General features: G+C 72.6%; 12 protein-coding genes. 7 read left to right on the plus strand and 5 right to left on the minus strand.

Features of this window, described 5'->3' with window-relative positions:
- Positions 1–277 precede the first annotated feature (277 nt).
- Entirely contained in the window at positions 278–1,537 is a 1,260-nt protein-coding gene (locus tag FZ988_RS17825; RefSeq protein WP_246169614.1) for an LCP family protein, read from the minus strand.
- A gap of 89 nt (positions 1,538–1,626) precedes the next feature.
- Positions 1,627–2,622, minus strand: coding sequence for a dTDP-glucose 4,6-dehydratase (rfbB, locus tag FZ988_RS17830; RefSeq protein ID WP_149205397.1), 996 nt, complete (start codon positions 2,620–2,622; stop codon positions 1,627–1,629).
- Between the two features lie 178 nt (positions 2,623–2,800).
- On the opposite strand from rfbB, the gene FZ988_RS17835 reads away from it, so the two are divergent.
- From FZ988_RS17835 to FZ988_RS17860, 6 genes are all read left to right on the plus strand, one after another.
- Positions 2,801–4,726: a DUF4214 domain-containing protein gene (locus FZ988_RS17835; protein ID WP_149205398.1), complete on the plus strand. Its 1,926-nt coding sequence runs from the start codon at positions 2,801–2,803 to the stop codon at positions 4,724–4,726.
- 176 nt (positions 4,727–4,902) lie between these two features.
- Positions 4,903–5,973, plus strand: a complete 1,071-nt coding sequence (locus FZ988_RS17840; protein WP_188079171.1) for a glycosyltransferase family A protein — start codon at positions 4,903–4,905, stop codon at positions 5,971–5,973.
- Positions 5,970–7,046 (plus strand): UDP-N-acetylglucosamine 2-epimerase, encoded by a 1,077-nt coding sequence (locus FZ988_RS17845; protein ID WP_149205400.1) that lies wholly within the window; start codon positions 5,970–5,972, stop codon positions 7,044–7,046. Before FZ988_RS17840 ends, FZ988_RS17845 begins: the two co-directional genes overlap by 4 nt.
- A complete protein-coding gene (locus FZ988_RS17850) occupies positions 7,039–7,776 on the plus strand; it encodes a glycosyltransferase family 2 protein (RefSeq protein WP_188079172.1) in 738 nt (245 codons plus the stop codon). Before FZ988_RS17845 ends, FZ988_RS17850 begins: the two co-directional genes overlap by 8 nt.
- Positions 7,773–9,188 (plus strand): lipopolysaccharide biosynthesis protein, encoded by a 1,416-nt coding sequence (locus FZ988_RS17855; RefSeq protein WP_149205402.1) that lies wholly within the window; start codon positions 7,773–7,775, stop codon positions 9,186–9,188. The genes FZ988_RS17850 and FZ988_RS17855 overlap by 4 nt, the downstream gene beginning before the upstream one ends.
- A complete protein-coding gene (locus FZ988_RS17860; protein WP_149205403.1) occupies positions 9,188–10,720 on the plus strand; it encodes a hypothetical protein in 1,533 nt (510 codons plus the stop codon). Before FZ988_RS17855 ends, FZ988_RS17860 begins: the two co-directional genes overlap by 1 nt.
- A gap of 51 nt (positions 10,721–10,771) precedes the next feature.
- Here FZ988_RS17860 and FZ988_RS17865 read toward each other — a convergent pair whose 3' ends face one another.
- From FZ988_RS17865 to FZ988_RS17875, 3 genes are all read right to left on the minus strand, one after another.
- The gene (locus FZ988_RS17865; RefSeq protein WP_149205404.1) at positions 10,772–11,866 is read right to left on the minus strand and encodes an FkbM family methyltransferase; all 1,095 of its coding nucleotides are present in this window, start codon (positions 11,864–11,866) and stop codon (positions 10,772–10,774) included.
- An 84-nt stretch (positions 11,867–11,950) separates the two neighbouring features.
- Positions 11,951–13,150 (minus strand): ABC transporter ATP-binding protein, encoded by a 1,200-nt coding sequence (locus tag FZ988_RS17870; RefSeq protein ID WP_149205405.1) that lies wholly within the window; start codon positions 13,148–13,150, stop codon positions 11,951–11,953.
- A complete protein-coding gene (locus FZ988_RS17875; RefSeq protein WP_149205406.1) occupies positions 13,150–14,070 on the minus strand; it encodes an ABC transporter permease in 921 nt (306 codons plus the stop codon). The genes FZ988_RS17870 and FZ988_RS17875 overlap by 1 nt, the downstream gene beginning before the upstream one ends.
- A 246-nt stretch (positions 14,071–14,316) precedes the next feature.
- On the opposite strand from FZ988_RS17875, the gene FZ988_RS17880 reads away from it, so the two are divergent.
- Positions 14,317–16,215 carry a SpoIID/LytB domain-containing protein gene (locus tag FZ988_RS17880; protein ID WP_188079173.1) on the plus strand — a complete coding sequence of 633 codons (1,899 nt, stop codon included), beginning with the start codon at positions 14,317–14,319 and terminating at the stop codon, positions 16,213–16,215.
- The last annotated feature ends 32 nt before the right edge of the window (positions 16,216–16,247 follow it).

Here is a 16,247-nt window from a genome sequence, read left to right on the forward strand (position 1 = left end):
GGCCGCGGGGGGGCGGGCCGCCGACGGGCGAGGGCCGGTGGGCCCGCCGCGCCGGCGGGGCGGCGGGGGGGGCGGGGGGCGGGCGACGGAGGCGTCGCCGGGACGGCGGGCCCGCGGCCGGGCTGGCCCGCCGCGCCCGCGGGCCTGGGCGCGCCGGTGCCCTCACCTCGCGCGGAACCACCCGTGCCTGCACGGCTCGTGCTGCGGCGGGCGGGCTGCGCGGGGCCCTGGTCGGGCTGCCGGGCCGCGCGGCGGCGCTCGTCGTCGGTGGCCACGGTCAGCCGCAGACGGCCTGGACGTCGTCGGGCGTGAACGGGTCGACCCCCGGCTTCGGGGGCTCGGTCGTCTCGGGCGGCGTCACCGGATCGGTCACCGGGGGAGCGGTCGTCGCGGGGTCGGTGGTGCCGGCGGGGGTCTCCACGACGGGCGGCGTCACCACGGGCGGCGTGACGATCGGCACGTCTGCGGCCATGTTGGCCCAGATCTGGTCGGCCTCGGACGTCCAGACGACCTGGTTCTTGTCGGCCGCATACGCGCCGAACGGCACCGTCATGAAGGTGATGTTGCCACTCGGGATGTTCCGCAGGCTGAAGGCGAGCCCGGCGAGGCTCGTGATGTTGCCCGTGTTCGGGTCCGCGGTGAGGGACTGCGTCGCGGCGTTGAGGAACCGGTAGAGCGCGGTCGTCTCCGTGAGCAGGTTCTTCGAGAGCACCTCGTTGGCCGTGGCGCCGAGGAGCTGCTGCTGGCGGCCCAGGCGGTTGGTGTCCGAGCCGTCGCCGACGCCGGTCCCCGTGCGGGCACGGGCGAACGCGAGGGCGGTGTGTCCGTCGAGCACGTGGTTGCCGGCCGTGATGCTCAGGCCTGCCTTGGGCGAGGACATGTCGTTCGGGATGCACAGGGGGATGCCGCCCAGCGCGTCGACCATGTTGACGAATCCCGCGAAGTCCACGACGACCCAGCCGTCGATGAACACGCCGGTCAGCGACTCGACCGTGCGGATGGTGCACGCGGCGGCGTCGGCCACGTTCCCGCTCTGGGCGCCGATCGAGAACGCCTCGTTGAAGCGTGAGTCCTTCGCGTTCGAGCTCGAGCCGTCGGACCGCTCGCACGCGGGGATCTCGACGTGCGAGTCGCGGGGGATGGAGACGAGCTCCATGCGCTGCCGGTCGGCCGAGATGTGCACGACGATCGTCGTGTCGGAGCGCATGCCGTCGTTCGCGCCGCCGAGCGCGGCGTTCTCGCCGTCGCGCACGTCGGAGCCCATGAGCAGGATGTTCAGGGCCCGCCCGGAGTTGGGGTCGGTCGGGTCGACGGGCTCGGTCTTGACCTCGGGCCGGTCGTCACCGAGGAGGTCCGTGACGTCGTGCGTCTCGATGTTGTTCTCGAGGCGCACCCATGCGGTCGCGGCGCCGGTCACACCGAAGGCCAGCACGGCGACGACGGCGACGGCCGCGCCGCGCGCGATGGGATGACGGCGCACGCGGCTCGCGTGGCGGGCCGGGCGCGCGCGCCGGGCAGCGGTGTGGCGGGGGGTCACAGGGCACGAGCATAGGAGGGCTCCCACGCGCCGGGGCGGACCACCGGGGTGAATCGCGTGGAGGAGTCGTGGAGAATCCCCCGCCCGGGTCAGCGCCCGAGCTGCGCGTACTTGGCCTCGGTCGCGTCCTTCTGGGGCCGCCACCACGCCTCGTTGGCCCGGTACCAGTCGATCGTGGCCGCGAGGCCGTCCCGGAAGCTGCCGTAGCGCGGGGTCCAGCCGAGCTCGTCGCGCAGCTTCGTCGAGTCGATCGCGTACCGCATGTCGTGGCCGGGCCGGTCGCTCACGAGGTCGTACGCGTCGCGCGGCTGCCCCGTGAGCTCGAGGATGAGCTCGACGACGGCCTTGTTGTTCTCCTCGCCGTCCGCACCGATGAGGTACGTCTCGCCGATGCGGCCCCGCTCGATGATCGACCAGACGGCGGTGTTGTGGTCCTCGACGTGGATCCAGTCACGCACGTTCTCACCCGTGCCGTAGAGCTTGGGGCGGATGCCGTCGACGACGTTCGTGATCTGCCGCGGGATGAACTTCTCGACGTGCTGGTACGGGCCGTAGTTGTTCGAGCAGTTCGAGATCGTCGCCTGCACGCCGAACGACCGTGCCCAGGCGCGCACGAGCAGGTCGCTCGCGGCCTTCGTCGAGGAGTAGGGGCTCGAGGGGTTGTACGGGGTGTGCGGCGTGAACTTCGCCGGGTCGTCGAGCTCGAGGTCGCCGTACACCTCGTCGGTCGAGATGTGGTGGTACCGCGTCCCGTGCCGCCGGACGGCCTCGAGGAGCGTGTAGGTGCCGACGACGTTGGTCTGCACGAAGGGCCACGGGTTGGACAGGGAGTTGTCGTTGTGCGACTCGGCGGCGAAGTGCACCACGACGTCCGCGTCCGCGACCAGGCGGTCGACGAGCTCCGCGTCCGTGATGTCGCCGCGCACGAACGTGACGGCGTCGGCGACCGGTGCCAGCGACGCCTCGTCGCCCGCGTACGTCAGGGCGTCGAGGACGGTGACCTGGACGTCGGGGTGCTCACGTACGGTCAGGTGCACGAAGTTGGAGCCGATGAAACCGGCTCCGCCGGTGACGAGGAGACGCAACGGAGGACCTCCGGACGATGGGTTTCGGTCACACGGAGCGTACCGGTGCCGACATGTACGACTGGCCGGCTTGGCGCGGAATACCGGGACGGATCGGACGACCCGCGCGGCGGTGCTTGACCTCCCATGATTACCGGCTGACACTTCGCGTGACTCGCCTCCGAAGTCAGGAATTCCCATGTCCCACCGCATCGTCTCCGTGGCGACCGCCGCTGTTCTGCTGAGCCTCGCCGCCGTGTCGCCTGCGGCGTCCGCGGCACCGTCCTCGGCTCCCGTGACTCCCGTTGTGACAGACACCGGCTCCGCGGCGGGTTCCGAGCAGCCCGCGCAGGGCGTCGACGAGGTCTCGGTGACCGAGCTCGAGGTCGTCGTGCCCGCCGTCGAGCCGTCGTCGGGCGACGTGGTCGAGACACCCGCGCTCGTCGAGGCCCAGGCCGCGCCCGACGCCGTCGCAGCGGACCAGCCGGTGGCCGGCACGGAGCGCGTCGAGAGCGACGTGGTCGAGACCGACGAGTTCCAGACGCTCGGCGTGACGTGGCCGGCGGACGCCGTGGTCGACGACCTCGGCGTGGAGGTGCGTGCGCGCGTCGACGGCCAGTGGGGGGAGTGGGTGCCGCTCGAGCAGGCCGACGACGCGCCGGACCCGGGCACGGCGGACGCCGCCTCGGGCACCCGCGCGGGGACCGACTCGCTCTTCGTCGGTGACGCCGACGCCGTCCAGCTCTCGTTCGCGGCGGGCCCGGAGGCGGGCCCCGAGGACATGAAGCTCGCGCTCGTCGACGTGCCCGAGGTGCCCGCCGGGGCGTCGGCCGCGCTCGCGGACAGCACGAGCGGCGGCGGGGGAGCCACGGCCACGGGCGTCGCGTACGCGGCCGGCGTCAACCTCACGTCGCAGCCGCGCATCATCACGCGCGGCGAGTGGGGTGCGCGTCCGCAGGTGTGCCAGCCGGACGTCGCGGGCCAGCTCGTCGGCGCGGTGGTCCACCACACCGCCGGGTCCAACAACTACGCCACGGTCGAGCAGGCGATGCAGCAGATCCGCGGCGACCAGGCGTACCACATCGACGGCCGCAAGTGGTGCGACATCGGCTACAACTTCATCGTGGACAAGTGGGGAAACATCTACGAGGGCCGCGCGGGCAGCATGACGCAGCCGGTCATCGGCGTGCACGCGGGCGGCTTCAACACGGGCACCGTCGGCGTCTCCATGCTGGGCAACTACTCCGACGTGCCCGTCCCGGCGGCGACGCAGGAGTCCGTCGCACGCCTCCTCGCGTGGCGGCTCGCGGCGTACAGCCTCAACCCGTCCGGGTCCTTCACCTTCTACACGCTCGGCGGGGAGAACTCGCGCTACCCCGCGGGCTCGTACGTGAACCTCCCGACGATCTTCGCGCACCGCGACGTCGGGACCACCGCCTGCCCCGGCAACGCCGGCTACTCGACGCTCAACTGGGTGCGGTCGCGTGCGACGGCGCTCTCGGTCGCGGGGCCGCTGGTCCAGGCCCTGTACAAGGACATGCTCGGACGCGGCGTCGACCCGGGCGGCCTGGCCGGCTGGTCGAACGCGCTCAGCAACGGCACGAGCGCGGGCCAGCTCGCCGGGTACCTCGCCGTGAGCGAGGAGTACGCGACGACGGCGGTGCGCGCGGCCTACGTGGACGTGCTGCGGCGCGAGCCTGAGGCCGACGGCCAGCGCAACTGGGTCAACGCCGTCATGGGTGGGCTCCTGCGGCCCGAGGACCTGCGCGGGGCGCTCATCGCGAGCGAGGAGTACTACATCAAGTCCGGGTCGACGCCGGCCGGCTACGTGACCAAGCTGTACCAGGACATCCTCCACCGTGACCCGATGCCCGCAGAGCTCAACGCGTGGATCCCGGAGCTCACCGTCCGCGGCCGTGGTGTCGTGTCGCACGGCGTGTGGAAGTCGCTCGAGAGCGCGCGCCTGCGCGTCGACGAGGCGTACCACCTCTACCTCGGACGTTCGGGCGACCCGGCCGGCGTCGGGCAGTGGGCACCCGTCCTGCAGTCGCGCGGGGAGGGTGCGCTGCGCTCGGCGATCGTGGACAGCGACGAGTACCGGCGTCGGGCGATGGACCGCTTCTGAGCCGCGGGGCCGGGGCGGCGCAGGCCCCCGGGATGACGCCCGGGGGGTCGTGACGTACGGTCGCGGGGTCCGCGCCGGGCTCCCCGGTGGGTGCTGCGCGAGCGGCTAGACTGTCACGGCTCCGACGTCCAGGGGCCGACTGCGTCCGAGGCGTCTGAGGAGGTGTGCCGTTCGTGGTGGCTGCGGAGCCAACCGTCGACATCACGGTCGTCATCCCCTCCTACAACGCGGCGCCGTACCTCGACTCGACGTTCGACGCGTGCGCACAGGCGCTGTCCCGGACCACCTGGCGCGCTGAGATCGTCCTGGTCGACGACGGCTCGACGGACGACACGACCGAGGTCGTCGGCCGCATCGCCGAGCGCCTCGAGGTGCCCGTGCGGCTCGTCACCCAGCCCAACAGCGGCCGATTCCTCGCACGCTGGGCGGGCCTCGGGCAGGCGACGGGGCGCCTCGTCCTGCTCCTGGACAGCCGCGTGCTGCTGACCCCCGACGCGTTGCGCCACGTGCAGGAGACGATGGCCGCCGAGCCGGGCGCCCTCGTCTGGAACGGTCACGCGATCACCGACCCCGCCGCGCCGCTCGTCGGGCACTTCTGGGAGGTGCCCACGCACGTCTTCTGGGGTGCGTACCTGGGCAACCCGCGCCCGGTCACCTTCGGCGTCGACGACTTCAACCGGTACCCCAAGGGCACGGGCGTGTTCATCGCCCCGCGGGACGTCCTCGTGCGGGCGTGCGAGGAGGCGTGGCCCGAGGGTGACGCCGCCCTCGCGAGCGACGACACCAAGGTCATCCGCGGCATCGCGGCGCACGTGCCCATCCGGCTCGACCCCGGGTTCTCGGCGGTGTACCGCCCGCGCACCAACGCGCGGGCCTTCGTGGGACACAGCTTCGGCCGCGGGACCTTCCTCGTCGACAGCTTCGGCGGGACGAGCGTCCCGTGGAGCGTGGGCCTGGTCGGGCTCGCGCTCGCGCCCGTCGTCGCCCTGGCGGTGCTCGTGTGGCTCGCGGTCGCGGGCGTCTGGTCCGCGCTCGGTCTCGTGCTGGCCCTCGCCGTGCTGGCGGTCCTCGCCCCCGCGGGGGTCGCGGCGCTGCGCCGGTGCCCGCCGCGGGGCCTGCTCGCGTACGTCCTGTACCTGCCGGTCTTCGTGCTGCCCTACTGGGCGGGCCTGCTGCGCGGTCTCGTCGTGCACGGGCGCACGCTCGTGCGACGTCCGGCGCGCGTCCCCGGGAAGGCCACCACATGATCATCTTCTGCTACGGCACGACGGCCGAGGCGATCAAGCTCGGGCCGCTCATGACCCGGCTCGAGGCCCGCGGCCTCCCCTACGAGCAGTGGCTCACGCTCCAGCAGGCCGGGACGGTGCTCGCCGCGCTGCCCGACCTCGGCATCCGCGAGCCCGAGCACATCCTCGCGGTGGGTCGCTCCGGCAGGCCCCTGCACGGAAAGGTCGACGTGCTCGTCTGGCTCGCCCGGATCGCCGGCTGGGCCGTCCGCAACCGGCGCATGCTGCGCGGTCGCAGGCGCGGGCGCGACGTCGTCGTGGTCCACGGCGACACCATGACCTCCGTGGTCGGGGCGGTCCTCGCGCGCGTCGCGGGCATCGACTGCGCGCACGTCGAGGCCGGCCTGCGCTCGGGCAACTGGCGGCACCCGTTCCCCGAGGAGCTGGACCGGCGCATCGTCGGCCGCATCGCGACCCTGCACTACGCACCGAACGACGTGGCCGCGTCGAACCTCCCGCGGCGCGCCGACGTCGTGATGACGCACGGCAACACCGTGGTCGACGCCGTCCTGGACCACGCGGACCCCGCGCTCGCGCGGCAGGGCGAGCCCTACGGGGTCGTGCTGCTGCACCGCTTCGAGCTGCTCGGCAACCCCGCGCTCGTGCGGCAGACGCTCGACACGCTCGTGAGCCGGTCGCCGCACCGCATCGTCATGGTCGTCGACGACCTGGCGCGGCACGCGCTCGCCGAGGAGCTGCGCCGGGTCGCCCGGCCCGAGCTCGAGGTCGTCGACAAGATGCCGCACGCGAGGTTCACGGCGCTGCTCTCCGGCGCCGCGTACGTGGTGACGGACAGCGGCGGTGTGCAGGAGGAGACGGCGATGCTCGGGGTGCCGACGCTCGTCCACCGGCGTGCGACCGAGCGGTCCGAGGGCCTGGGAGCCAACGTGCTGCTCTCCGGCTGGGACCTGGGCGTCGTCGAGGAGTTCCTCACGGGCTTCGAGAAGTACCGCCGGGACCCGGCCCACCCCGAGGTCTCGCCGTCGGACGTCGTCGTCGAGGACCTGGTGAAGCGGGGATATGCACGTGGCTGAGCGCGCGGCGGTGTCGGTCGTCGTACCGGCGTACCAGGAGGAGGCCAGCATCGCGGCCGCCCTCGACCGGCTGGTCGGGGTCCTCGAGCGGGACGGCCGCCCCTTCGAGGTGGTCGTCGTCTCGGACGGGAGCACCGACCGGACGGTCGAGCTCGCGCGCGGGACCGGTCACGCGCAGGTGCGCGTCGTCGAGTACCAGCCGAACCAGGGCAAGGGCCACGCGCTGCGGACGGGCTTCGCGCAGGCGCGCCACCCGCTCGTCGCCTTCGTCGACGGGGACATGGACCTCGACCCCGTCGTCCTGCCCTCCTACCTCGCGACCATCGAGGCCGACGAGGCGGACGTCGTCGTCGGCTCCAAGGTGCACCCCGACTCGACGGTCGACTACCCGCTCTCGCGGCGCATCGCGAGCAAGGGGTTCAAGCTCGCGACGCGGCTGCTCATCGGCCTGGACCTCGGGGACACCCAGACGGGCATGAAGGCCATGCGGCGCGACGCCGTCGCCCCCGCGATCGAGCGGTGCACCGCGCGCGGCTTCGCATTCGACCTCGAGCTGCTCGCGCGGCTCGTCGACCACCGGGTGCGCGTCGTCGAGGCGCCCGTCGTGCTCGAGTACGAGTTCACCTCGACCGTGGGCATCGGCTCCGTGATCGAGGCGTTCCGTGACCTCGTGTCCGTCGCCCGGCGCCGGCACGCGCTCGGTCGTCGCCGCGGGGCGGACGGCCGATGAGCGAGCGCCGCACCGTCCACCTCGGGTACCTGCGCCGGCACGCCGGCCCCCTGATGACCGTCGGTGTCGTCAGCGTGCTCGGCATCGTTGCGACTGCCGCGTTCCACGCCGTCACCGGGCGCGGGCTCGGCCCGGCGGCCTTCGGGCTCCTCGCGGCGTTCCTCTCGATCGTGAACATCGCTGCCGTCGGCGCGTCCGCGCTCCAGAACGCGGTCGCGGTCGCGACCGCGCGGGCGCTGGGCGAGCAGGCCGACGGCGAGGACGAGACCGGAGCCGACGGCGCGGACACCGCGGACGCCGGCACCGCGGCGGACGTCGATCCCGCGATCGTCCAGGCCCCGGCGCCGTCACCCGCCGCGGCGGACCTCGAGGCGTCCACCGGGGCGACCTCGGCTTCCGCCGTGCCGCCCGGACGTCTGCACCGGATCTTCCCCGCCTGGGACAGCGCACTGATCGAGGCGGTCGTGCTCGGCGGCGTGGGCATGGCGGGCGTCGCCGCGCTCGCCCCGCTGCTTGCGGACATGCTCGCGACGAGCACGCTCGCCGTGTACCTCGCGGCCCTGACGATCCTGCCCAGCTTCCTGTTCTCGGTCGCCCAGGGCCGCCTCCAGGGCGCTGGCCGGGCCGTCGCCGTCTCGGGCTGGTCGACGATCTCCCAGGTCCTGCGCGTGGTCCTCGCGATCGCCGCGCTCGCTGCCGGCCTCGGTGCCGTGTCCGTGCTGCTCGCGGTGCTCATCGCCGTCGTGGCGGTGACCGTGGCCGCCACGTGGCAGGTGCGTGGCGCGCACCTGCGCATCGCCGGTGCGGCCTTCGGGCGGCACAGCATCATCCTGATCATGCTGACGATCTCGTTCGCGTGGCTCACCAACATCGACGTGATGCTCGTGCGGATCGGCACCACCGAGTCCCACGCGGGCATGTACGCCGCCGCGGCCGTCCTCGCGAAGATGATCCTCATCGTCCCGACGACGCTCTCCCTGTACCTCCTGCCGCGCTTCGTCAACCGCCGCGCGGACTCGGGGGCCACCAAGTTCGGCGTCAACGTCGTCCTCGTCACGGTCGGCGGTGCGGGCGTCCTCGCGGCCGGCGCGATGACGCTCCTCGGCGGCCCGCTCGTCGCGATCTTCTTCGGCAGCGGCTACGAGGAGGCCGTGCGCCTGCTGCCGGCCCTCTCGCTCGCGTACCTGCCCTGGGCGCTGGCCCAGGGCCTGCTCATCCGGCTCACGGCCACGGTGTCCCGTCAGGCCCTCGTCGTCCTGCTCCTCGGGGCCGTGGCGCAGTGGACGCTCGCGCAGTGGGTCCTGCCGGACCTGGGCGCGATGATCGCGGTCACGGCCGGCCTCGGCGTCCTCGTCGGCGCCACGTTCTTCATCCTGCACGCCCGGCATGCCACAGCGGAGGTCACACCCTGATGAGACGGTTCCAGTCCCTCCTGTGGGCGGTCGTCGGGACCGCCGTGCTGGGGCTCGGTGCGCTCCCGGGCGCACGCGTGCCGATCATCGGTGACGACCTCCAGGCGTTCTTCGAGTCGTACGACTTCTCGGACGGCAGCGCCGTCGACGCCTTCGTCTGGGGCTGGGGGCGCGGCCTCCTCGCGGGTCACTTCAACCCGGTCGGCCAGGGGCTCGGCGGGCTCTACCACTACGGCGCCTACGCCTTCACGACCGCGTTCGAGACGAGCCCGCAGGTCTACGACGTGGGCGTCGGGGCAGTGCTCCTGTGGCTGAGCGTGCTCGGCGCAGCCATGGCGCTCACCTGGGGACTGCGCCAGGCCGGCACCGGCACGCCCGTGAGCTTCTGGCGCACCTTCGCGCTGGTCGCCGCGATCACGGGGCTGACGCTCCAGCTGCACCCCTGGTCCAACGACCCCGTGACGTCGTTCGGCCCGGCAGGCTGGGGCTCGGCGGCGATCGGCTTCGCGCTCCTCGGGCTCGCGCTGCGCGCGACCATGCCGGGCCGGGTCTCGCGGCGCACGCTCGTGACCGACGTCGTGCTGATCGGGCTCCTCGGCGTCTTCGCCGTCATGTACTACGAGATGCTCGTCGGCATGATCGCCGGCACGGCGGTCGTGTACGTCCTGGCGCTCGTGCGCGCGCGCATCCGGCGCGACCGGGCCGGGATGCTGCGCGCCCTGCTGCTCGGCACCGTGGGCGTCGTGCTGCCCGCCGTCGTGTTCGTCGCCGGCCGGCTCTTCGCCGTGCCCGCCCAGGAGAGCAACTACACGGGCACCGCGATGTCCCTGGGGCCGGACGCCCTCGCCACGTGGTGGGCGGCCATGGTCGGGGCCCTGCCGGGTGGCGGCTGGCTCTACCTCATCCCGATGTCCGGTGGCGTGCCCCTCACGCTGCGCCCCCTCGCGTACGCGGCGGCCGGGTGCCTCGCGGTCGCGCTCCTGGTCGCCCTGTGGGTGCGGACCCCGGCCGCGGTGTCGCGCGTGACGAAGTCCTCGTGGCTGCTGCTCGGCGGTGTGCTCGCCACCTGGTCGATGACGACGGCGACGCACGCGACGTCCCAGAAGTACATCGACGAGATCACGATGCCGGGCCAGGTGTACCTCTACTACGCGGTGGGTCTCGTCTGCGTCGCGATGCTCCTCGCCTGGGCCGTGCACACGCTGCTCCCGCTCCTGCCCCGGTGGGGCACGACGGCGGCTCTCGTGCTCGTCGGCGGGTTCGTCGCCGTGCAGCTCCCGCTCAACTGGCACCTGTCGGACGTGAGCGCCGTCGCGTTCGCACCCAACCGCGTGTTCGCCGGCGCGGCGAGCACCGACGACCTCCCGGCGGCCGACCGCTGCGCGGCGATGCTCACCTGGGCCGAGCGTCCGTGGCCCGAGTACTACCGGGACGCGATCGTCGAGAACTCCCAGGAGAGCTTCGAGCTCCGGTTCGGCACGCCCCTGTGCCCGGACGAGGACGTCCTCGCGGAGATCGCCGCCATCGAGTGAGTGCGGGCACCTCCGCGCGGTGCGCGGGGGTGGAACGTGCCGCCGTGCGCGTCAGGCGCCGCGGCCGCGCAGGCGGTGGACGAGGCGTCCGGCGGCGCGCACGGGCGCCGAGACCCGCCAGGACGTGGACCGCAGGGTCGCGGCGAGCTCGGCGCGGGCTGCCGCCAGCTCCGCCTGCGCCGCGTCCGCCGCGGCGCGCTGGGCGGCCGCCTCGTCCATGGCGCGCTGGAGGTCGGGCTCGAGCTCGCCGAACAGCGAGTCCTTGGCGCGGGCGTGGCTCACGTCGACGCGCAGGTCGGCGTCGCGCTCGTCGAACGACACCGCGATGAGGCCGTCGCCGCTGTACGACTCGGCGACGGTGTGCTCGGCGATGACGTGCGCTCCGCAGTCACGCAGCAGCCCCAGCACCTTCTGGTGCGTGACGGCCTCGCCGGAGATCTGGTGGTGGTGCGTCGAGACGATCGCGAACCGGACGGCACCGCTGCGCAGCAGCGGGAGGGCGCGCTCGAGGAGCACGGTCTCGAAGCCCTGGATGTCGACCATGATCAGGCCGACGCGGTCGAGGCCGGTCTCGGCCATGAGGCTCTCGAGGTCGTACTGGCGCACCTCGACGGCCTCGCCGGTGCTCTCGGCGACGAACGACGTCGGGAGGCCGGGCTCGCTGCCGACGGCGCCGTGCAGGAAGGTCGCCTCGAGCCCGTTGAGCGCGAGGTTGCGGCGGCCGGTCGCGAGGTAGGCGGGGTCGGGCTCGAGGCACACGGCGCGGTTGCCGCCCGAGCGCTGGAGGAACCACATCGTGTAGTACGCCCAGAAGCTGCCGAGCTCGATCATCGCCGCGTCCGGGTCGGTCGCCAGGAGGCGCTCGAGCACCTCGTGGAAGACGACCTCCTCCTGGGGCTCGTGGTTGCCCTCGAGCGCCCGGATGATCTCGGTCATCCAGGGGCCGAAGTAGCAGCCCTCCTCGATGAGGAGGCCGTTGTGCATGCGCTGCACGGACGTGCCGTCGTGGTCGAACACCTCGCCGGCGCCCGGGACCTTGGGCAGGCGGTCGCTGTCCCGGCAGGAGACGGTCATCCGGACGCGGTCGGCCGCGGCGGGCTCGAGGTGGTCGGTGCGCGGTTCGGGTCGCTGGTGCGGGGCCGGCATGCCGGGCCTCTCGGGTCGGGCCGCGCGAGCGGCGGGTGGGGCAGCTGAGGAGAGCCCGGGGCGTCGTGGGCCCCGGGCTGCGGCTCAGGCCGGTGCGAAGGACGCGGCGACCGCCAGGGAGCCCTGGCTGCGGCCGTCGCCGTGGACCTCGACGTGCGCGGCCTCGGGCAGGCGGTGGATCTCCTGGCCGTCGAGCCCCTCGAGCGCGAGGCGGATCGAGTAGCGGCCCTCGCCGAGCGAGAGGTCGGGGAGGCGGAAATCGAAGGACGTGCCGTGCGTCAGGGCAGGCGGCGCGGAGCCCAGGAGCTGCGTGTTGGTGCCGAAGACGGTGACGCCGAGGGGTGTGTCGATCGCCAGCCCGAGCATCCAGTCGGCGAGCTCGGCGTGGGGCTCGACGTCCACCCGCACGACGAGCGAGTCGCGAGGCTCGATGGAGTCGACGGGGGCGAGGGTCTCGCCGTGCAGGAGCTGGACGCCCGAGATGCGCGCGCGGGGCGTGGCCTTCGCGCCCTCCTCGCGCGACTGGGCCTTCTCGATCTCGACCTGCCGGGTCGCCTCGAAGTCGGCCCGCAGCACGCGCAGGGCCTCCTGGGGGGCGCCGTCGGCCGTGACGCGACCGTGCTCGAGGACGATTGCGCGGTCGCAGATCTCGGCGACCTGGTCGAGGCTGTGCGTCACGAGCACGATGGTCCGGCCCTCGTGCTGGAAGCCCTTGATGCGCTCCATGCACTTGCGCTGGAACGGCTCGTCGCCGACGGCGAGCACCTCGTCGACGAGCAGGATGTCCGGGTCCACGTGGACGGCGACCGAGAAGGCGAGCCGCACGTACATGCCCGACGAGTAGAACTTGACCTGCGTGTCGATGAACGGCTCGATGCCGGAGAAGTCGACGATCGCGTCGAAGTACTTGTCGGTCTGCTCGCGGGAGATGCCGAGGATCGAGGCGTTCAGGTAGACGTTCTCGCGGCCCGTGAGGTCGGGGTGGAAGCCCGCGCCGAGCTCGAGGAGCGCGGCCAGCCTGCCGCGGAGCTGCACCGATCCGCTCGTGGGCTGCAGGATTCCGCCGATGGTCTTGAGCAGCGTGCTCTTGCCCGAGCCGTTGGGGCCGATGAGCCCGACCGTGCTGCCGGACGTGATCGACAGGTCGATGTCACGCAGCGCCCAGAAGTCGTCCTTGTGGAGGTTGGAGCGGCCGAAGTTGACCAGGCGCTCCTTGAGGGACTTCTCCTTGCGGATGACGAACCGCTTGGACACGTCGGTGATCTCGATGACGTTGGTGGGCATCACAGCTCCTGGGCGAAGTTGCTCTGGAGCCGCGCGAACACGCGCTGGCTGAGCCAGAGCAGGAGGACGGAGATGCCCAGCGAGATGAGCAGGCTCTCACCGAGGTTCGCGGGGAAGGGCTCACCGTCCCCGGCGACCCAGAACGCACGCTGGAAGCCCAGGACGACCTGGGTCATCGGGTTGGCGAGGTAGAGGCTCTGGAGTGGGCCGTCGAGCGCGTTGTCCACGAACTTCCACGCGTAGACGATGGGCGAGGCCCACAGCAGAATCATGATCATGATCTCGATGAGGTACTGCACGTCGCGCAGGTAGACGTTCACGGCCGCGAGGAAGAGGCCGAGCGCCGTGGAGAACGTGATGAGCACGGCCAGGGCCAGCAGGAAGTACAGCCAGCGGAAGCCCGTGGGGAACTGGCCGACGGCCACGGTCGCGCCGACGAGGATCGTGAGCTGGATACCGAAGTTGAAGAGCGCTGCGCCGACGACGCTGAGGGGGTAGACCTCGCGCGGCACGTAGACCTTCTTGATGAGGCCCGCGTTGGCCACGACCGACCCGGTGCATCCGACGACGATGTCGCTGAAGAGCTGCCAGGCGGTGAGCCCGGTGAAGATGAAGATCGCGAACTGGGGGACACCGCCCGGGCGGCCGGGGATCTGCTCGGCCCCGAGGAACTTACCGATGGCGACGTAGTAGACGAGCAGCATCGCGAAGGGCTTGGCGAGGCTCCAGAAGAAGCCAAGGACGCTGTCCTTGTACCGGGCCTTGAGCTCACGCCGCACGAGGAGGCCGAGCAGCTCGCGATGGGCGAGGACGTCACGGATGGACTGGAGCGTCCCGGTCAGGAAGCCGGGGCGGGGGCCTGCGGGCCGGAGGGGCTCCGCCGCGAGGCGCGCCGCGCGGGCGGCACTGTCGTTCGTCATCTGCTCCCTGTCTCCGGTGCGCCGGCCCCTGAGACGGCCGTGGACCGGCACCACACACTACCTGCCCGGCCCGCGCCCCCAGGACGCGGGTGAAGTACGGGTGACGTGCAGACACCGTGGTGGATCCGTGAGCGAGGCGCCTCCGGAGGGCCGCGCATCCGTGGTGCAATGGGGATGAGTCGCGTCTCGTCAACCTGGGGGTCACCTGTGCACACGCTACGTCGCTTCGGGAGGTCCTCGGCGATCGTGGGCGGCCTGCTCGCGCTCGCCCTCGGCTCGGTGCCCCAGGCCGCGACCGGCGCCCCCCGGAGCGCGGCCGGCTCGAGCGGTGACGCCACCGCGACCACGACGACGACCGTCCGCATGGCGGCCGGCGACCAGCTCACGTTCACCGGCCACGGCTGGGGGCACGGGCGCGGCATGGGGCAGTACGGAGCCCTCGGGTACGCCGTCGACCACGGGTGGAACCACCAGCAGATCCTCGGCCACTTCTACGGCAACACGAGCCCGGGCAACATCGGCAACCCGGAGATCTCGGTCGAGCTGACCGGCTACACCGGCAGCCAGATCGTCGTCTACGGCACCAACCTCTCCGTCGCCGGGGCACCCGTGGCGACGAACTACGCGGTCGTCCGCGTGAACGCTGACAACACCGTGAGCGTGAGCGCCGCGGGTGGCTGCGCCGGTCCGGAGTACGGCTCGATCGGCACCTATCCGCCGGGTACGCGCATCGGCACCGAGACGGCGGCGAGCTACGAGAGCCTCGTGCGCATCTGCGAGTCGGCGACCGCGACGCGCGCCTACCGCGGTGCGTTCACCGCCCAGCGCAACCCGTCCACAGGGCAGCAGACGACGTTCAACATCGTCAACATGAACGACTACCTGCTCGGCGTCGTGCCGCGCGAGTCGCCGGCGTCATGGGGGAGCCTCGGCTCCGGTCGCGGGATGCAGGCGCTCAAGGCGCAGGCGGTCGCCGCGCGCTCGTACGCGTGGGTCGGCTCGTCGCTCTCGTCGGGTGCCCGCACGTGCGACACGACGTCGTGCCAGGTGTACGGCGGCGCCGCGCGCTGGCCAGCCCTCACCGCGTCGGGCCCGGTGCTCGAGTCGACGAACACCAACGAGGCCGTGATGCAGACCGCGGGGGAGATCCGGGTCTGGAACGGCTCGGGCGCACCCGTGCGGACCGAGTTCAGCTCGTCCACGGGCGGGTACACGGTCGGCGGGTCGTTCCCCGCCGTCCCGGACGCGGGCGACGCCATCTCGATCAACCCGAACCACACGTGGAGCGCGACGTACTCGACCGCGGAGATCGCGGGGAAGCTCGGCATGTCCGGCGTGCGCTCGGTCACCATCACGTCGCGCAACGGCCTGGGCGACTGGGGCGGCCGCGTCACCGGCGTGGTCGTCGTCGACGCGGGGGGCGCGTCGCGCAGCTACACGGGCGGGCAGTTCCGCAGCGCGCTGGGGACCGACCGGTTCAAGAGCGACTGGTTCACGATCAGCGGCGCGACGAACAACCAGGCCGAGGCGGTCGTGCGTGCGCTCTACCAGGACGTGCTCAACCGGCAGCCCGACCCGGCCGGGCTCGCGTTCTGGACGGCGTCGGTCACGGCGACCGGCAACCCCCAGGTCGTCACCAATGGCATCGTCTACTCGCGTGAGCGGCTCGCCACGATGGTCGCCACCGAGTACCAGGGCGCCCTGGGGCGTGCGCCCGAGGCGGGGGGCCTCGAGAACTGGATCCGGTACCTCGAGCAGGGCGCGGGTGTCTCGGACCTCCAGGTGGGCGTGTACGCGTCCCAGGAGTCCCTCAACGTCCTCGGCGGCGGTGACACCCCGACCTGGGTCGGCGCGATGTACGCCGCGCTGCTGGGTCGCCCTGCGTCGCAGGCCGAGAAGGCGGCCTGGACCCAGGTCGCGCTCACGCAGGGCCGCGTGCTGGCGGTCACCGGGATCGCGAAGTCGGCCGAGGCGGGCCAGGCGCGCCTCGCCCGGTACTACCAGGTGTACTTGGGCCGGGGGCTCGACCCGGCAGGCGTCCAGGCGTGGCTGCCCTACATGAGCGGGGCCGGCGACTTCCAGGTGCCCGGGTTCATCGGCGGCAGCCCCGAGTACTGGGTGCGGTCGCAGACGCGCTTCCCGTGACGTGACGGCCGGGGCGGGGTGCCGCCCCGGCC

The sequence above is a fragment of the Actinotalea subterranea genome (assembly GCF_008364845.1).
Taxonomy (GTDB): domain Bacteria; phylum Actinomycetota; class Actinomycetes; order Actinomycetales; family Cellulomonadaceae; genus Actinotalea; species Actinotalea subterranea.